Genomic DNA, 15,816 nt, shown 5'->3' with positions numbered 1-15,816 from the left:
TCCATGTCCACCTTTGAACGCTATCTCACCCTCTGGGTCGCCCTGTGCATCGTCGTGGGCATTGGCCTCGGCCATCTGATGCCGAGCGTCTTCCATGCCATCGGCGCGGCCGAGATCGCCAAGGTCAATCTGCCGGTCGCGGCGCTGATCTGGCTTATGATCGTGCCGATGCTGGTCAAGATCGACTTCGCCGCTCTCGGCCAGGTCAAGGAACACTGGCGCGGCATTGGCGTCACGCTGTTCGTCAACTGGGCGGTCAAGCCCTTCTCGATGGCGGCGCTCGGGTGGCTATTCATCGGCTATCTGTTCCGGCCCTACCTGCCGGCGGACCAGATCGACTCCTATATCGCCGGCCTCATCATCCTCGCCGCCGCGCCTTGCACGGCCATGGTCTTCGTCTGGTCGAACCTCACCAAAGGCGAGCCGCATTTCACGCTGTCGCAAGTCGCGCTCAACGACACCATCATGGTGTTCGCCTTCGCGCCCGTCGTCGGCTTGCTGCTCGGCCTGTCGGCCATCACCGTGCCATGGGACACGCTGGTCCTGTCCGTCGCGCTGTATATCGTCGTGCCGGTGATCGCCGCGCAGATACTGCGACGCCGGCTACTCGCCACTGGCGGCGAGCCGGCGCTGAAGCGCTTTCTTGACCGCCTTCAGCCACTGTCGCTGGTGGCGCTGCTCGCCACGCTCGTCCTGCTCTTCGGCTTCCAGGGCGAACAGATCCTCGCCCAGCCGCTGGTGATCGCGCTGCTCGCCGTGCCGATCCTGATCCAGGTCTATTTCAACTCCGGCCTTGCCTATCTCCTCAACCGGCTGACTGGCGAGCAGCATTGCGTCGCCGGGCCGTCGGCGCTGATCGGGGCATCTAACTTCTTCGAGCTCGCCGTCGCCGCCGCCATCAGTCTATTCGGCTTTCAGTCCGGTGCGGCGCTCGCCACCGTGGTCGGCGTGCTGATCGAGGTGCCCGTGATGCTCTCCGTCGTCTGGATCGTGAACCGCTCGAAAGGCTGGTACGAGCGCGGCGAAAAGCCCCGGGGCGTGGCTGAGGCGAAGCGCTGATGCTGCGCGATCTTTCCAACGTCGATGGTGCATGCCTGGACGTGCCGACAATCGACCGTCTTCGGGCAGCGCCCTCGACCCATCCGCCGCGCATCCTCCTGCTCTACGGCTCGCTGCGCGAGCGCTCCTACAGCCGGTTTCTCACCCTGGAGGCAGAGCGCCTGCTGAAACACTTCGGCGCGGAAACGCGCATCTTCGACCCGCATGGCCTGCCGTTGCCGGACGGCGCCGACGTCAACCATCCGAAGGTCAAGGAATTGCGGGAACTCTCGCTCTGGTCAGAAGGTCAGGTCTGGACGAGTCCGGAACGGCACGGCGCGATGAGCGGGGTGATGAAGGCGCAGATCGATTGGATTCCGCTCTCGGTCGGTGCAGTGCGGCCGACCCAAGGGCGCACGCTCGCCGTCATGCAGGTGTCCGGAGGCTCGCAAAGCTTTAATGCCGTCAATCAGATGCGGGTGCTGGGCCGCTGGATGCGCATGGTGACGATCCCCAACCAGTCCTCCGTCGCCAAAGCCTTTCAGGAGTTCGACGAAGCAGGTCGGATGAAACCGTCATCCTATTATGATCGGGTGGTCGACGTGATGGAGGAACTGGTGAAGTTCACGCTGCTGACACGCGATGTCTCTTCCTACCTGACCGACCGCTATTCCGAGCGCAAGGAGAGCGGTGAGGCTCTGATGCGGCGGGTCAATCTGACGGCAGCGACCTGAGTATTCGGAACAACGCCAATCGTATCTCATCGTTGGCGAGAGTGACCAATCAACGAGACCGCCTGAATGGATCAAAGCCCCCAGCAGCCAAAGGCCAGCGCCGCCGAAGTTTTCCGCGTCTTCCTGAAGCTGGGGCTCACCTCCTTCGGCGGTCCGATCGCGCATCTGGGTTATTTCCGGGACGAGCTGGTGACGCGTCGAAAATGGCTGAGCGAAAGCGCTTATGCCGATCTGGTCGCGCTATGTCAGTTCCTGCCCGGCCCGGCCTCCAGCCAGGTCGGCTTTGCGCTTGGTTTGACGCGCGCGGGATGGCTCGGGGCATTTGCGGCCTTCCTCGCCTTCACCTTACCATCGGCTCTGATCCTTCTCGCGCTCGCCATGACGGCAACGCGGCTGGAAAGCCCGCTTGCCCTTGGCGTCCTGCATGGTCTCAAGATCGTCGCCGTCGCCATCGTGGCGCAGGCGGTGTGGGGCATGGCAAGAAATCTCTGCCCCGACAAGGAGCGCGCCACGATCGCGGTCGCGGCTGTGCTTCTGCTCGCGTGGGCACCGGGTGCCATCGGAATGATGGGCGCCATTCTCCTCGGCGCAATCGCCGGGTTGGTCCTCAGCAAGGGACAGGTCACGACCGGCGCGCATCTGCCGGTCCCGGTTTCGCGGAAAGCCGGACTGACGGCCTTTGCGCTGTTTGCCGTCTTACTGATTGGCCTGCCGCTCTTGGCCGCACAGGCGCAAGGATGGGCGCTGGCCGACAGCTTCTATCGTGCTGGCTCTCTGGTCTTCGGTGGTGGGCATGTCGTGCTGCCGCTCTTGCAGGCCGAAACCGTCACGCCGGGATGGGTGTCCGACGACGCCTTCCTTGCGGGCTATGGCGCGGCGCAGGCCGTGCCGGGACCGCTCTTCACCTTCGCCGCCTGGCTCGGGGCGGTCATGGGACCGGCGCCGAACGGCGTTGCCGGTGCGGCGATCGCTCTTGTCTCACTCTTCCTGCCGGGCTTCCTCATCCTGATCGGGGCGCTCCCCTTCTGGGATCGGTTGCGCCGCACGACATGGGCGCAGTCGGCCATGCAAGGCGCCAATGCCGCTGTCGTCGGCATCCTCGGCGCGGCGTTGTATTCGCCTGTCTTCACCAGCGCGATCGGCGGCATGCCGGACTTCGCGCTGGCTCTGGTTTGCTTTGTGGCACTGATGGCCTGGAAAGCCCCACCATGGGTTGTCGTATTGCTCGCAGCAGGGGGCGGAGCTGCGCTTGACTCCGTGATGTGAGGGGGTTTCGGTCACGCGCGCCATGTTCGGGCTCCGATGCGCGCGAGCTGGCGCCCAAGGGGTTACGCGCGCGAGACTTCTTTTATCCCTACGGTCACATCGATGATCTCGGGGTCAAGTCGCGTGACCTTCACTGAGGCGTCGCGCTGTCCTCCCACCGAACGGCCCGCAGAAACTCGTCACGCGACAATGCACAGAGAGCAAACTCACCACGCCGGAAAGGGCCGCCCAACCGAGAGGCGACGCCCTGACCGGCGAGGTAAAAGATGTAGGGACCTGCATTGAAGAAGACGTGGGCGCTTGCGCGCTTCCACTTCTCGATGAACTGTTTGCTCGGTCCCATCCAGCGCATGACCGCGAATTCCTTGCCGTCGAGGTTTACGACGCGCGAGCCGAAATCGAGCGACATGCTGAAGTAGGTTCCGAGAAAGGAGCTTTCGCTGTGGATGTGGACCAGCCAAAACATCCGATGCCCTTGCCGATAGAAGGCCTCGCGCGCGTTGCGTTCGTCCTCACTGATCGAGGAATGCTGCAACTCGAGCACGGTCGCGCGAGAGGTGCCGCTGCCGACCAGCACATCGGCGCGATGCAGTTCGCCGGTCATCGGATCGCGCAGGGCGATCTCGCGGCACGACATATCGAAAAGTTCTTTCCAGCCGAGGTGCCAAGGCCCTTCAGGCTCGCTCCACGGATCGCAGTCTCCGGCCTTGTGCCGCCAGTGGGGCGTGTTTTCGACGGGCATCACCGCGGTCAGCAGACCGCCGCAGTCACGGCAGGTGGTGCGCTCGCCCTTGGCGAGCGGCGCACGCTTCTGATCACCGACGCAAGCATAGAGCATGTCTAATTTTCCCCTCTAGCGTCAGCGGGCGGCCACCGCAGTTTTCCGCGACCAACGCGCAAGGCTTCGACCAGCCTGGTGTTGCCCGGCAGCCTTCCTGAGAAGAGGCTGGGCTTTGGGTCCACCGCCGGCTTCTTGAAGGGCGCGACCCGCCGGTAGTCAGGCGTTTCGAGCCAAGTTCGTCCGTCCCCCTCGTCCGTGACGATTCGATAAAGGCCCGCGGGCGGGGCCGCCGCGATGTCGAGCAGACGCTTATAGCGTTCGACCGACCATTTCTGGATTCCGCCGCTGAGAGCTTCGGTGCGAAAGCGCGCCCAAAGCGCTGCAGTGTCGGGCGTGGGCCAGTCGCCGGCATCAGTGTAGGCCGTAATCTCGTCGGATTCGAGCCAGGCCCGCATCTCCGCGGGCGTCACGAAGATCGGCTCGGCGTCCTGAATGGCCGCGATGGCCGCGCGCCGGGACGGAAGCCCCGCCCGGATCAACATCGCCATCATGAACTGCGGGACGCCGGTTTCGACCGCCGCCGCTGCGCCGCCCGCCACCGTCTCCGGTGACCAGCCGAGCGACATGCGGCGGGTGCGGACGGCTTCCAGCGCCCAGACCAAGCGATAGGTGAAAGCCTCTTCGACCGCCCGCATGTTCTGCGGTCCGATCTTCTCGACCGCGTCGCCTGAGATCCAGGCGCGCAGGATGACTTTCCAATTGGCCGGCAGCGCGTTCTTCTTGTCGGGGATGAAGGGCCGCATGAACAGCAACCGTTCTCCCAGGCCACCAAGGGCGTCGGCGAGCTCGTCGACGTCGCCGCTCAGCGCCGCATCGTCGGCGCGATCGAGCAGCTGGGCCAGTTCATCAGCCATGGTGTCGATAGAAAGGCCGGCTTCAAGTCCAACCCCCATTGCGAAATGTCCGCGCCGCGCCTGCGGCGTGGTCGACTTCCAGATCAGCGCGGCGCGGGCCTCGAACACCTTCTTGTGCAGGGGCGCGACCTCCTCTTCTTCGTGGGCGATTTGCCGGGCCCAGAGCGACCCCTTGAGAGCTTCGTCCAGCAACTTTGGAAGGTCGGCACGATCGGCGTCCAGCGCTTCGATCAGGCCGAACACGGTCGCATCGAGGCGCTCGACGAGCTGCGACAACGGCTCTTCGTCGATGGTCTCCTCTTCGTCGCCCTCGTCGGTTTCGTCATCCTCATCCGCGTCGGGAACGGAGTCGTACTCGCCAGCGGCGGCCAGACGTTCGGCTACCTCGGCCTCTTCGGTCGGCGATCTCCAGGCCTCCCGGGCATTTGCTAGATATTCCCACGCATCGTCACGGTCGAGCACGCCCTCGCGCGACAGGCGCTCAAGGATCTCGGCGACGATCTGGATAAGGCCGCTCTTTAGGGTTCGGGCCTTGGCGGAGGCGACCAGCTTCCTCCATTCCTTCTTTCGCCAGTCGGTCTTGTCGAACATGACATGGACGATCAGGCCTTCGACGTCGACGAAAGCGCGCCCGGCGCGCCCCGCGACATTGGCGAATTCCTCACCCTTGATCTTCTCACCAGCGCGGTAGAGCGCGGGTACGAGCAGGACCGCAGCGTTGAGATTAAGCCCTTGGGAAAGCGTCGGCGAAGCGACGATGACTTTCAGCACGCCCTCGGACAGAAGGACTTCCAGCTCGCGCAGGAACGGACTCGGCAGGCGGCCATGATGGATGGCGACGCCGGCCTTCAGGCTGGCGACGGCCGGATGGTCTTCACCCAGCCATTCCTTGCCGACCTCCAACGCGCGCGCGATCGGCGCCTCATCCTCCAGCAAAGAATCGAGATAGCCGCGCCTGCAGAGGTCAACGACCTGCTTGCCGTAGCTTTCGACCCAGTTGGCCTGGGTCGAGAAGATCAGGGTGCGCTTGCCCTGGCCGGCGAATTCCCAGGCCGCGAAGAGGGCGAGATGCGAATTCTTGCGCGGATAGGGGTTCTTCTCCCGGCCGCGCGCGGGCTTCTCCTCGACAAACTTGTCGAGGAATGGACCGTCGTCATCGAGGTCGAGCCGAAGCAGCGCATCCTTGCCGCGCCAGGTCAGTGCGCCGAAACGCTGGCGCGTGGGGCGCCAGTCGGAGCGCACGGGCTCGCCGGGTTCATCAGAGCGAATCCACGCGGTAAGATCGTTGAGTTCGTCGCCGCTCGGCAGGATAGCCGAAAGACAGACGATCCGGCGTTCGGCCGCGTCCGCGCGTCGCAGCAGGCGTTGCACGAGTGTCTCGTAACGAATCTCGCGCTCGCTTGGCCCGATCATGTGACCTTCATCGAGAACGATCAGGCCGACGTCATCGATCAGCGACGGATCACTTCGCAGCGCGAAGTCGAGCTTTTCCGGCGTGGCAATAATGATCTCGCGGGTGCGCAGCGCGTCCTCGTCGCCCACCGATAGCCCGCTGGCGCCATACAGCGAGGAAACGCTGAATCCGAGCGGGGCGAAGGTCTTGCGGAAGGACCGTTCGGTCTGAGCCGACAAGGCGCGAAGCGGGGTGACGATCAGCACCCGGCGAGCCGAAGACAGGGTCATCAATGCGGCGATTTCCGCAACGCGCGTCTTCCCTGCGCTCGTGGGGAGCGCCACGACCAGGTCGTCGGTGACATCGGTCGACCGCTGCGCGGCCTCGCGCTGAGAAGGCCATAGCTCCACTTCGGAGGTTTTGCGCGCGTACAGCGAACCGATGAACAGCCGCCGGAGGTCGGGGTATCGCTCCTCCGTTCCCGCAGGCGGCTCGGTCGGTAGGTTCTGGTGCAGCGCGTGCTGCCAGAGATCGTCGATCAGGTGGCGGCAGAGATTCGAGATCCACCACAGCGGGACGTTCTCGGCATTGTCGGCCAGGCTGACGGCGGTGGCAAGCAGATCCCGCGCAGTGTCAATCGGCTCATCCTCGCCCGTCTCCAGGGCGAAATCGAAAAAGGCCAAGGCTCGGCAGATCGTCGTATTCAGGATGGTCGACAGCACATCGTCGATATCGGGCTCGTCGCCGCCCAGCGTTTCGGCCATCTGCTCATCGCTGTGGGCCTCATTGCCAAGCCAGTCGCGAACAAAGCCGCGCAACTGATCGAGATCGCGCAGGATGAGGTGACGGATCGCCGTTTCGCCAGGCGCGGCGTTGAGATCTTCGGCCAGCTCGTTGAACAGCGAATAGGCGACAGCCGAATAACCCGCGAGGTGATAGGCTGCGGCAGCTATGGTGCGGCGAAAGCCGCGCTCCGGCGCCTCGGGATCGCCGTTGCGCACCAAGGCTTCAAAGGCGTTGGCGGCCCGCTCGAACGCCTTGTCCGTCAGGTCCGATGCACCGGTCTGGGCGCGCAGCGCCATGGCGCCCCGAAGCAGCGCGAAACCATGTTCGGCAAGGTCGGTTTCAATAGTCGCGCCCAACGGCGGCGCGTTCTGCGGCAACACGCCGGCTTCCCGCATCAGCGACCAGGCCGCGCCACGATAGAGCAGCCGGCCGAGAATGCCGTCGACGGTCGCGGTTGCGAGAAAAGCCGTTAGCTCGTCAGGCGTCTCCAAGGTCTTCCGCCCCCTGGTACATGGCCGCGATGAAGTCCTGGTGGTCTTCGACGTGGATGTTCACGACGTAGTGGTCCCGATTGGTCCCGGCAGCGTCGAGGTCTTCCCTCAGCGAGGCATGGGGGCCGTTGCCCGACACGGTGAAAAGCATGTGGTCGATGCGATCGGCGCGCAGCGACTTCACGCCCACCTCGTCGCGAAGATCACGGCCCAACGCGTTTTCGGCGGGATCATTGCTCTCGAGCAGGCGGTTGGCGACGAACAGCAGCGAGTCCGGCGTGCAGCGGCCACTGTCGCGGTCGAGCACCTTGCGGGCGCTGTTCACCGTGGATTTCCCGAGCTTCTTGTTGCTCTTGGCTTCCCCCTTCAGAAGCCACAATTTCTCGTCCTTGCCGCCATAGCCGGCGCCGATGAAATCATCGCCGCGCATGGCCATGTTGCGGCCGTCCTTGTAGCGAAGCCGGCGCACGGGGACGCGCAGGCCGATATCTTCCTCCACCAGCTCGGTCGCGAGAATCTCCCCCAGGTCTCCGGAGCGGCCCTTGGCCGTCTGAGGCATCGCCTCGCTCAGAATCTTGGCGGCAACCGTGTAGCCGAGGCGCTCGACATCCTCGGCGATACGCTCGAGACGATCATAGTGGGAACGAATGGTCTCGGCGAGGTCGCCGCTGATCTCGTCGCGGCCGCCATCCTTCTCGACATAGGTCCAGTAGTGTTTGCGCTTGTCTTTTTCCTTGGTGGATTCGCACCACCGCTCATACAGCCCCATGCTTCCCCCCACTTCTTTATTTTGCTGCGCGATTTACCCGGTCGGCGATGTCTGCGCATCGCTCGATCAGCCTCTCAAAGGGCTCGGCGTCCTTAAGTAGCAGCCCGTCTTCCACCATATGTTCGTAATCCGAGGCCAGCGCCGTGCGCGCCTCGCCGCTCGGCACGAGCCGCAACAATCCGTTGACGGCGGCCTCATAGTCGACGGGCGCGCCGTCCGCCGCCTTCTCCGCGAAGAACATGCTTTTGTGCCGTGCTACCGCCAGGGCGAGATCTCGATCAGCCGCGGCCGCGTCGGCAATCCCGGCGTCATCCAGGCGGACCACGTCATGCCAATGGCGAGCGAACCGCTCCCCGCGAAGCCGTTCCTGCAAGCAGAAGACGTGGATCGCGGTTGCCTTTTCCCAAAAGGTCCGCTCGGCGTGCATCACGCGCGGCGACGCCGCGGGGAACGTCACGCCCTCGACCAGGCCCGTCGCATCGCAGACCACATCACGCACGCTGGCCGGTTCGCCGGTCGAGCGGGCGCCGAATTCCAGCATGACGCTTGGCGCGACATAACCGGAGCCGGTAGAGGTCGCTTCATAGTCGATGAAGAGTTTCTCGCCGTCGACCCGGGTCGCGGCCGACACGCCCTGCGCTCCAATGGCGTCGATGAGCAGGGGCTGCACCGTGCCCGAAATCCACTCCGGCAGGCGGTGGCGCACCGCTTTCGACCAGCGCTTCTCTTCGCTGCGCGTTGCCGGCAGGGCCTCGCCATTGTCGCCCACCAGATCGGGCGCGATCGCTCGGATGTCGTAGGTCAGATCGACATCTTCCGAGAAGCGCTGAATGACGCCGTAGGCTTTTGAAAGCGATGTCCCGCCCTTGAAAACGAGATGGTCGCCGAGCGCGGAGCCGAAAACGGTTTGAAGGGCCCAGACGACCCAAACGTCCTTCTCGAGCAGATGGGCGGGCCGCCCTGAACGATCGGCGGCCACGCCCAGCGCGTCACGACGGTCCGCCGCCGACAGGGACAGAAAGGGATCAGCCATGGGCCGCCTTGCCGACGCTTCGGGCAAGCCAGGTCGGAAACTGCGGCGCGGCGGCCACCAGTTCGCCGAACGCCGACGGTGGGAGCTTTCGTTTCAGAGCCTTCAGCGCCGATTCCGCTTTCTCCGGCCCAAGCCAGGCTAGAGCGCGAACCGCTTGGCCTGAGGGGCGATCGGCGAGCGCAAGCTGCCAGCGTGGCGCATGGCGCAATTCCACGAGCTGCTTGCCCAAGGTCATAGTGCGGCTCCGGCCCGACGTCAGATAAACAGAGCGAACCGGCACCTGCGTCGTCAGCCCCAGCGCATTTGCGGCAGCCGCGCCGTTCGGCACGATGACTTCCCCGCGCTGCACCGCCAGCGCCTCGATGGCCTGTTCCACCGAAGGCGCGCGTGCTCCAAACCGGCTCTTGATCGGACGCAGATACACGCCGCGCCCGGCACGGATCAGATGCCCTCGTTCTGCAAGACGCGACAAAGCCTGGTCCACCCCAGCGCGGCTGCCGAGGTGGAGAAGGCTCTTTGCCGCCAGCGGCGTTCCTTCCGGCAGCGTCTCGGCGAGCGCCAGGATCTGTTCGGTCAGACGTTGCACCATCATTCTCCTGTCAGAAATATATGCGAGTTTCTGACATTTTTCAACGGCCACAAAGCTTTCAAACTCAACCCAACCGTCCTTCGTAGCTCCGGTCGCCACGAGGGATCGATTGAAGGGGGAAAGCCTTCCCCTGCGGCCGAGCCACGGTCTCGGCCGACCCCTTCTGCGGGGACACCCCGCAACGCCCCGAGAGTGAGAGTGCGGACGGATCTTCCGTGACGGGTTGAGGGCTGGGAGAGAGGCTCCCGGCGCCCGTCGTGGAGTTTATCCCGATGGCCAGAATGGATCGCGCCGCGCGTCGTACCGGCGACCGCACCAATTTCTATGACGACATCACCAACAAGATCATCGCCGAGCTGGAGGATGGTCGGCTTCCCTGGGTCCAGCCTTGGGGCACGGCCGCGGCCAAGGCGCCGCTCGCCATGCCGAGGAACGCGGCGACCTCGCGCCAGTATTCCGGCATCAACGTCCTGATCCTCTGGGGCGCCGTCATCCAGCACGGTTTTCCTTCCCAGCAGTGGCTCACCTTTCGCCAGGCGCTCTCGCTCGGCGGGAACGTCCGGAAGGGCGAGCATGGCACGACCGTCGTCTACGCCGACCGCTTTGTGCCTGACGATGAAAAGCGCCGCGCGCGCGAGGCCGGCGAAGAGGCGACCGCCATTCCATTTCTGAAGCGGTTCACGGTCTTCAATGCGGCGCAGTGCGAGGGGCTGCCCGAGAATCTTGCCGTCGAAGCGCCGCCCCCGGCGTCGGGCATGATCGAGCCAAGGGTCGAGGCGCTGATCCGGGCAACGGGAATCGACTTCCGCATCGGCGGGAGCCGTGCCTTCTACGTTCCCGCCCACAACTATGTGCAGGTGCCGCCGCCCCAGGCCTATTTCGAGCCGATCAATTGGCACCGGACCGCGCTGCATGAACTCGGCCACGCCACAGGCCATGCTTCCCGCCTCGGACGTGATTTCTCCGGCGCGTTCGGAACGAAAAAGTACGCGTTCGAGGAATTGGTGGCCGAGATGAACGCCGCCTTTTGCTGCGCCTCACTCGGCATCGTCCCGACCGTCCGCCACGCCGATTATATAGGCTCCTGGCTCGAGGTTCTGCGCGAGGACAATCGCGCCATCGTGCGCGCCGCAAGTCAGGCGAGCAAGGCCGCCGACTGGCTGCTCGCACACCTTCCCGAAGCGGACGCCGGAGATCGCCTCGAGGCGAGCATTCCCGATTGCGACAGGAGGGCGGCATGATCCTCCTGACCGACGAACTGCGTAAGCCGCTACTCGCCAATGGCCGCCGGCGCGATACCGACCATGTGCCGCTCGTAAAATTCTTCAACCCGCTGGGTGAAGGCGTCTGGCTCGCCACCGAACTGGACGAGGATGGCGACACGTTCTTCGGGCTGGCCGATCTCGGTAACCCTGAGCTTGGCTCCTTCTCGCTGCAGGAGATGTCGTCGCTCCGCCTGCCGTTCGGCATGGGGATCGAACGGGACATCCTCTTCACGGGGGATTTCCCGCTCTCCGTTTGGGTGGAAGCCGCGCGGCAGGCCGGCAGCATCCGGGCGGCAGAGCGCATTCTCTATCAGGCCGCTCGGTCACGGCACGGCGGCCATTGACGCGCAAATACGTGAAGGCGTGAAGTCGGCTTTGAGGCTTTGCGCTTCCACGCGGCGATAGGCTTTCCTGAAGCGTTCGCGGTTCGGGGTGAGAGAGTAAGAGGGGGAAGGGGATTTTCGTGACGGGTTGGAGGCCGAGAGAGAGGCTTTCGGCCGCCCGTCGCGGAGTACATCCCGATGGCTACTGCCGTTCAGAAGATCACCTTGTCGTCCTCACGCGACATCCCCTTCAACAAGCTGGTGCTGAGTCAGTCCAACGTCCGGCGCGTGAAAGCCGGCGTCTCCATCGACGAACTGGCGGAGTCCATCGTCCGCCGCGGCCTCATCCAGAGCATCCATGTCCGTCCCGTGGTGAACGCCGAAGGTGCGGAGACCGGCATGTTCGAAGTCCCCGCCGGCGGCCGCCGCTACCGCGCCCTCGAATTGCTCGTGAAGCAGAAGCGCCTCGCCAAAACCGCACCGGTCCCCTGCGTCGTCTCTGACTCCAAGGCCGATGTGTTGATCGACGAGGTGTCGTTGGCCGAGAATATCGAGCGTGCGCCGTTGCATCCGCTCGATCAGTTCCGCGCCTTCCAAGCCATGCGCGACAAGGGCATGACCGACGAGGCCATCGCGGCCGCCTTCTTCGTCCCGCTCCAGGTGGTGAAGCAGCGCCTGCGGCTCGTCACCGTCTCGCCCGCGCTCCTCGACGTCTATGCCGAAGACGGCATGACCCTCGAACAGCTCATGGCCTTCTCGATCTCGGAAGACCACGCGCGTCAGGAGCAGGTGTGGGAAGCGATCAGCCATAGCTGGTCGAAGGAACCCTATCAGATCCGCCGCATGCTGACCGAGACCACGGTCCGCGCCTCCGACAAGCGCGCGGTCTTCGTCAGTATCGACGCCTACCAGGCCGCAGGCGGCTGCATCCTGCGCGACCTGTTCCAGGACGACGACGGCGGCTGGCTGCAGGACCCCGTTCTGCTCGATCGACTCGTCGCCGAGAAGCTCAAGACCTGCGCCGACGAGATCGCCGCTGAGGGCTGGAAATGGGTCGATGTGGCCATGAGCTTTCCCTACGGCCACGATCATGGCCTTCGCGAACTTTCTGGCACGATCGTCGATCTGACCGAAGAGGAGCGCGCAACCCGCGAAGCCTTGCGAGCCGAGTATGATCGGATCGAGGAGGAATATTCCGAGGCCGACGAGCTGCCCGACGACATCGATCAGCGCCTTGGCGAGATCGAGCAGGCACTGGAAGCCTTCGAACGGCGGCCCGTCACCTACGATCCGGCCGATATCCGCATCGCCGGCGTTTTCGTCAGTCTCGACAGCGACGGCTCGCTGCTGGTCGAGCGCGGCTATGTGCGGCCTGAGGACGAGGCGCCGGTCGAGTCCGACGGCGATGACGATCAGACCGACGCCGATGGCAGCAATGCGCCCGCTGTCCAGCGCGCGGTCATCACCATCGGAGGCCAGCCCGCCGAGCCCGAGGAGGACGACGACGACAGCCTCAAACCCTTGCCCGAACGCCTCGTGATCGAGCTGACGGCCCATCGCACGGTGGCGCTGCGCAATGCGGTGGCGGAAAATCCGCAGGTCGCCATGACCATGTTGCTGCACAAGCTGGTCAGCGACACCTTCCGCCACACCGCGCCAACGGGCTGCCTCGAGGCCAGTGTCCGGCACATCTTCTTTCCGGCTCAATCCGACGAGTTGAAGGAGAGCGACTCCGCCCGCGCGGTCAACGAGCGGCATGAACGCTGGGGCGATCACGTCCCGGCCGACGACGAGGCGCTGTGGGCCTGGCTGACCCATCTCGACGATGGATCACGTATGGACCTGCTGGCCCTGTGTGTCAGCTACGGCGTCAACGCGCTCTTCGAGCGGCCGAATCCGCATTCAGGTTCGGGCGTGAGCCGCCATGGCCTCGACGTGCGAATGGCGCAGGCGGACCGGCTCGCTCGCGAAACCGGCCTCGACATGGTCGCGGCGGGCTGGCGGCCGACCGTGGGCAACTATCTCGGCCGTGTCACCAAGCCGCGTATCCTCGAAGCCGTTCGCGAAGGCGCCGGCGAGAGGGCCGCGCAGCTCATCGACCACCTGAAGAAGGGCGACATGGCCAAGGAAGCCGAGCGCCTGCTGGCCGACACCGGCTGGTTGCCCGAGCCGTTGCGGCTCGCCTCGCTCGACGGCGAACAGGCCAACGATGCCGGGGAGCAGACGGACGGCGGCGATGACACGGCGCTGCCGGACTTCCTCGCCGAGGATGGCGAGGAGGACGATGGCGCCGATGCCGAGGACGAGGAAGCCGGCCTGGTCGCAGCCGAGTGAACACGACAACGGGGAGCGGTCTCGGCCGCTCCCCGTATTTCTTCAAGGAGATCATCATGCCCGTTATCAACGCGCTGACGACGCGCCGCGTCGTGTTCCAGTATCTCGTCCCCGTCCATGTCGAGGTGGAGGACGGCCTTGTCACCCGCGTCACCGTGATCGACGAAACCCCGGTGCGCGATCCCGCCGTCGTCGAAGGGGACGCGACCTATCTGGCCGCGGCGGTCATTGCCTCCGACGACGGTCAGGCGTGGCCCTCCTGGTCCTTCGGCTACTGACGGGATCGGCTTCAGCACCGGCGATGAGAGGGAGAGTTTGGGCCGGTCTGCCGTGACGGGATAGCAGGTGGAGGAGAGGCCTCCGTCGCCCGTCGCGGAGTATTCCCGATGACCCATGCCAGTACTGCCCCCTTTGTCTCGATCGGTCAGATCCTCGCGGAGAAGGTGCTGCCGCCACTTCACCGCGCGCAGAAACTCCCGCTACGCGTCTCCTGCCTCGGCACGATCAGCTATGCCGGGGCCACCGACGCCGACTGCCGTGACCGGACCATTCCGCTCGGCGACGCGGCGTCCCCTGAAGACGCCATGACCTTTGCCGCCATGCGCGTCGCGCGCAACGACATCCTTATCGGCCCGGATGACACGCTTCATTTCCGGCCACGGTTGATCGTCGTGCAGGATAACGCGCTGGGCCTGGTCCTCGCCGGTGACATCCGCGCCGGCGTCATCCTCTGGCAGCACCCCGTCGCCAGCGACCGCGAAGCCTGCCGCATCGTCGCCGAAGCGAGCCGGATTCGGGGCCTGGCCTTCGCCGCCTCCGGACGCGGCGATCACGGATCGGCGCGCGACCTTCGCTACCAAGCCTCCCGCCTTGAAGCGCGTCTGGTCGATCCGCTGTGGCGCGAAATCGCCACCGATCTTCTCCGGCTGCCGCAGGCGGCCTGACCCCGCCCCATTCCTTCAATCAGCCCGGCCTCGCGCCGGGCTTTGTCGTTTCAGGAGCCTGCCATGGCCGACTTTTTCACACATTTTTCCTGCATGCTCGACGTCGGCACCCCCGACAATGCCGCGCGGGCACTCGACCTCTACAACACGCTCTCCGAAGAGGGCGCGTCGGAGGAGCCCCCGTCCGATGGCTTCCTGCTCTCGATCCAGCCCGAGCATGGCGGGAGCAAGCTCTGGATGCGCGACGACGTCACCGGCGATCCCGAACGCCTGATCCAGTTCGTGAAGCGCTGCGCCGCCGAGTTCACACTGACCGGGCGCTGGGGCTTCCAATACGCCAACACCTGCTCAAGACCGCGCGTCGACGCCTTCGGCGGTGGCGCGCATGTGCTCGACCTCGCCACCGGCGAGACGGTGGCCTGGACCTACACCAGCGGCTGGCTCGCCGACGTGCTCGACGGAGGCGATCCCGATGCCTGAGGTCATCGAAACCACCGTCTATCGGCTCGGCGAACTCTCCGAACCGGCCAAGGAGACAGCGCGATCATGGTATCGCGAGAACGGCGTCGAGCACGATTGGTTCGAGTGCGTCTATGACGATTTCGTCCGCATCGGGGAGCTGCTCGGCCTGTCCTTCAAGACCCGGCCGGTCCGGCTCTATGGTGGCGGCAACCGTCAGGAGCCTCGCATCTGGTTTTCCGGTTTCTGGAGCCAGGGCGACGGCGCCTGTTTCGAGGCCTATTATCGCTATCGCAAGGGCGCGCCGAAGGCGCTGTGCGATTACGCCCCTCAGGACGAGACCCTGCATCGCATCGCCGACGCGCTGCAAGCCGTGCAACAGCGCAATTTCTTCCAGCTCCGCGCCGAAACCACGCATCACGGGCGCTACTACCATGAATACTGCATGTCGGTTTCCGTGGAGCGCGACAGTCCGACCTGGCAGCCCCTGACCGACGGCGCGGAAGACGCCGTCACCGAGGCGCTGCGCGATCTCGCCCGGTGGCTCTATCGCCAGCTCGAACGCGAGTATGAGCATCTGACCTCCGACGAGGCGATCGACGAATCCATCGCCGCCAACGACTACACCTTCACCGAGGCCGGTCGCCGGTTCGGTTGATACCCAAAGCGCCCAGCCTTCGCGGTTGGGCGCTTTTTT

The 15,816-nt window shown here is 65.0% G+C and carries 15 protein-coding genes; 10 read left to right on the top strand and 5 right to left on the bottom strand.

Features of this window, described 5'->3' with window-relative positions; all coding sequences use genetic code 11:
- Positions 1-3 precede the first annotated feature (3 nt).
- From arsB to chrA, 3 genes are all read left to right on the top strand, one after another.
- Complete coding sequence (gene arsB, locus H512_RS0103205; RefSeq protein WP_012561410.1) at positions 4-1,059, top strand: ACR3 family arsenite efflux transporter; 1,056 nt, start codon at positions 4-6, stop codon at positions 1,057-1,059.
- A complete protein-coding gene (gene arsH, locus H512_RS0103200; protein ID WP_012561409.1) occupies positions 1,059-1,772 on the top strand; it encodes an arsenical resistance protein ArsH in 714 nt (237 codons plus the stop codon). The genes arsB and arsH overlap by 1 nt, the downstream gene beginning before the upstream one ends.
- A gap of 66 nt (positions 1,773-1,838) precedes the next feature.
- Entirely contained in the window at positions 1,839-3,038 is a 1,200-nt protein-coding gene (gene chrA / locus H512_RS0103195) for a chromate efflux transporter (protein WP_012561408.1), read from the top strand.
- A gap of 130 nt (positions 3,039-3,168) precedes the next feature.
- Here the strand turns inward: chrA and H512_RS0103190 are convergent, their stop codons facing one another.
- Genes H512_RS0103190 through H512_RS0103170 form a run of 5 tightly spaced genes read right to left on the bottom strand, consistent with a single transcriptional unit; the run spans position 3,169 to position 9,791 of the window.
- Positions 3,169-3,876, bottom strand: a complete 708-nt coding sequence (locus H512_RS0103190; RefSeq protein WP_012561407.1) for a competence protein CoiA — start codon at positions 3,874-3,876, stop codon at positions 3,169-3,171.
- A 2-nt stretch (positions 3,877-3,878) separates the two neighbouring features.
- Positions 3,879-7,403, bottom strand: coding sequence for a DEAD/DEAH box helicase (locus H512_RS0103185; RefSeq protein WP_012561406.1), 3,525 nt, complete (start codon positions 7,401-7,403; stop codon positions 3,879-3,881).
- Complete coding sequence (locus tag H512_RS0103180; RefSeq protein WP_012561405.1) at positions 7,390-8,172, bottom strand: HamA C-terminal domain-containing protein; 783 nt, start codon at positions 8,170-8,172, stop codon at positions 7,390-7,392. Before H512_RS0103180 ends, H512_RS0103185 begins: the two co-directional genes overlap by 14 nt.
- A gap of 16 nt (positions 8,173-8,188) precedes the next feature.
- Positions 8,189-9,205, bottom strand: coding sequence for a nucleotidyl transferase AbiEii/AbiGii toxin family protein (locus H512_RS0103175; RefSeq protein WP_012561404.1), 1,017 nt, complete (start codon positions 9,203-9,205; stop codon positions 8,189-8,191).
- On the bottom strand, positions 9,198-9,791 hold the full coding sequence (locus H512_RS0103170; RefSeq protein WP_026782238.1) for a DUF6088 family protein: 594 nt from the start codon (positions 9,789-9,791) through the stop codon (positions 9,198-9,200). Before H512_RS0103170 ends, H512_RS0103175 begins: the two co-directional genes overlap by 8 nt.
- Positions 9,792-10,066: 275 nt before the next feature.
- On the opposite strand from H512_RS0103170, the gene H512_RS0103165 reads away from it, so the two are divergent.
- The 7 genes from H512_RS0103165 to H512_RS0103135 all read left to right on the top strand — a co-directional run bounded on the left by H512_RS0103165 (position 10,067) and on the right by H512_RS0103135 (position 15,777).
- The gene (locus H512_RS0103165; RefSeq protein ID WP_012561402.1) at positions 10,067-11,035 is read left to right on the top strand and encodes an ArdC family protein; all 969 of its coding nucleotides are present in this window, start codon (positions 10,067-10,069) and stop codon (positions 11,033-11,035) included.
- Entirely contained in the window at positions 11,032-11,403 is a 372-nt protein-coding gene (locus H512_RS0103160) for a DUF2958 domain-containing protein (protein ID WP_012561401.1), read from the top strand. Before H512_RS0103165 ends, H512_RS0103160 begins: the two co-directional genes overlap by 4 nt.
- 177 nt (positions 11,404-11,580) lie before the next feature.
- Positions 11,581-13,716 carry a ParB/RepB/Spo0J family partition protein gene (locus H512_RS0103155; RefSeq protein ID WP_012561400.1) on the top strand — a complete coding sequence of 712 codons (2,136 nt, stop codon included), beginning with the start codon at positions 11,581-11,583 and terminating at the stop codon, positions 13,714-13,716.
- A 56-nt stretch (positions 13,717-13,772) separates the two neighbouring features.
- Positions 13,773-13,994: a hypothetical protein gene (locus H512_RS0103150; RefSeq protein WP_012561399.1), complete on the top strand. Its 222-nt coding sequence runs from the start codon at positions 13,773-13,775 to the stop codon at positions 13,992-13,994.
- A 108-nt stretch (positions 13,995-14,102) separates the two neighbouring features.
- A complete protein-coding gene (locus H512_RS0103145; protein ID WP_012561398.1) occupies positions 14,103-14,660 on the top strand; it encodes a hypothetical protein in 558 nt (185 codons plus the stop codon).
- Between the two features lie 63 nt (positions 14,661-14,723).
- Positions 14,724-15,140 (top strand): hypothetical protein, encoded by a 417-nt coding sequence (locus H512_RS0103140; protein WP_012561397.1) that lies wholly within the window; start codon positions 14,724-14,726, stop codon positions 15,138-15,140.
- Positions 15,133-15,777 carry a hypothetical protein gene (locus H512_RS0103135; RefSeq protein ID WP_012561396.1) on the top strand — a complete coding sequence of 215 codons (645 nt, stop codon included), beginning with the start codon at positions 15,133-15,135 and terminating at the stop codon, positions 15,775-15,777. Before H512_RS0103140 ends, H512_RS0103135 begins: the two co-directional genes overlap by 8 nt.
- The last annotated feature ends 39 nt before the right edge of the window (positions 15,778-15,816 follow it).

Source organism: Pleomorphomonas koreensis DSM 23070, assembly GCF_000425185.1.
GTDB classification, from domain to species: Bacteria; Pseudomonadota; Alphaproteobacteria; order Rhizobiales; family Pleomorphomonadaceae; genus Pleomorphomonas; species Pleomorphomonas koreensis.
Note: the sequence above shows the minus strand (reverse complement) of the source record. Positions and strands in the feature narration are given on the sequence as shown.

What these genes read in the sequence shown, in the direction of transcription:
- H512_RS0103165 (WP_012561402.1), top strand. Translation starts at nt 10,067, where the DNA reads ATGGCCAGAATGGATCGCGCCGCGCGTCGTACCGGCGACCGCACCAAT.
- arsB (WP_012561410.1), top strand. Translation starts at nt 4, where the DNA reads ATGTCCACCTTTGAACGCTATCTCACCCTCTGGGTCGCCCTGTGCATC.
- H512_RS0103135 (WP_012561396.1), top strand. Translation starts at nt 15,133, where the DNA reads ATGCCTGAGGTCATCGAAACCACCGTCTATCGGCTCGGCGAACTCTCC.
- H512_RS0103190 (WP_012561407.1), bottom strand. Translation starts at nt 3,876, where the DNA reads ATGCTCTATGCTTGCGTCGGTGATCAGAAGCGTGCGCCGCTCGCCAAG.
- H512_RS0103140 (WP_012561397.1), top strand. Translation starts at nt 14,724, where the DNA reads ATGGCCGACTTTTTCACACATTTTTCCTGCATGCTCGACGTCGGCACC.
- H512_RS0103145 (WP_012561398.1), top strand. Translation starts at nt 14,103, where the DNA reads ATGACCCATGCCAGTACTGCCCCCTTTGTCTCGATCGGTCAGATCCTC.
- H512_RS0103160 (WP_012561401.1), top strand. Translation starts at nt 11,032, where the DNA reads ATGATCCTCCTGACCGACGAACTGCGTAAGCCGCTACTCGCCAATGGC.
- chrA (WP_012561408.1), top strand. Translation starts at nt 1,839, where the DNA reads ATGGATCAAAGCCCCCAGCAGCCAAAGGCCAGCGCCGCCGAAGTTTTC.
- H512_RS0103180 (WP_012561405.1), bottom strand. Translation starts at nt 8,172, where the DNA reads ATGGGGCTGTATGAGCGGTGGTGCGAATCCACCAAGGAAAAAGACAAG.
- H512_RS0103150 (WP_012561399.1), top strand. Translation starts at nt 13,773, where the DNA reads ATGCCCGTTATCAACGCGCTGACGACGCGCCGCGTCGTGTTCCAGTAT.
- H512_RS0103175 (WP_012561404.1), bottom strand. Translation starts at nt 9,205, where the DNA reads ATGGCTGATCCCTTTCTGTCCCTGTCGGCGGCGGACCGTCGTGACGCG.
- arsH (WP_012561409.1), top strand. Translation starts at nt 1,059, where the DNA reads ATGCTGCGCGATCTTTCCAACGTCGATGGTGCATGCCTGGACGTGCCG.
- H512_RS0103155 (WP_012561400.1), top strand. Translation starts at nt 11,581, where the DNA reads ATGGCTACTGCCGTTCAGAAGATCACCTTGTCGTCCTCACGCGACATC.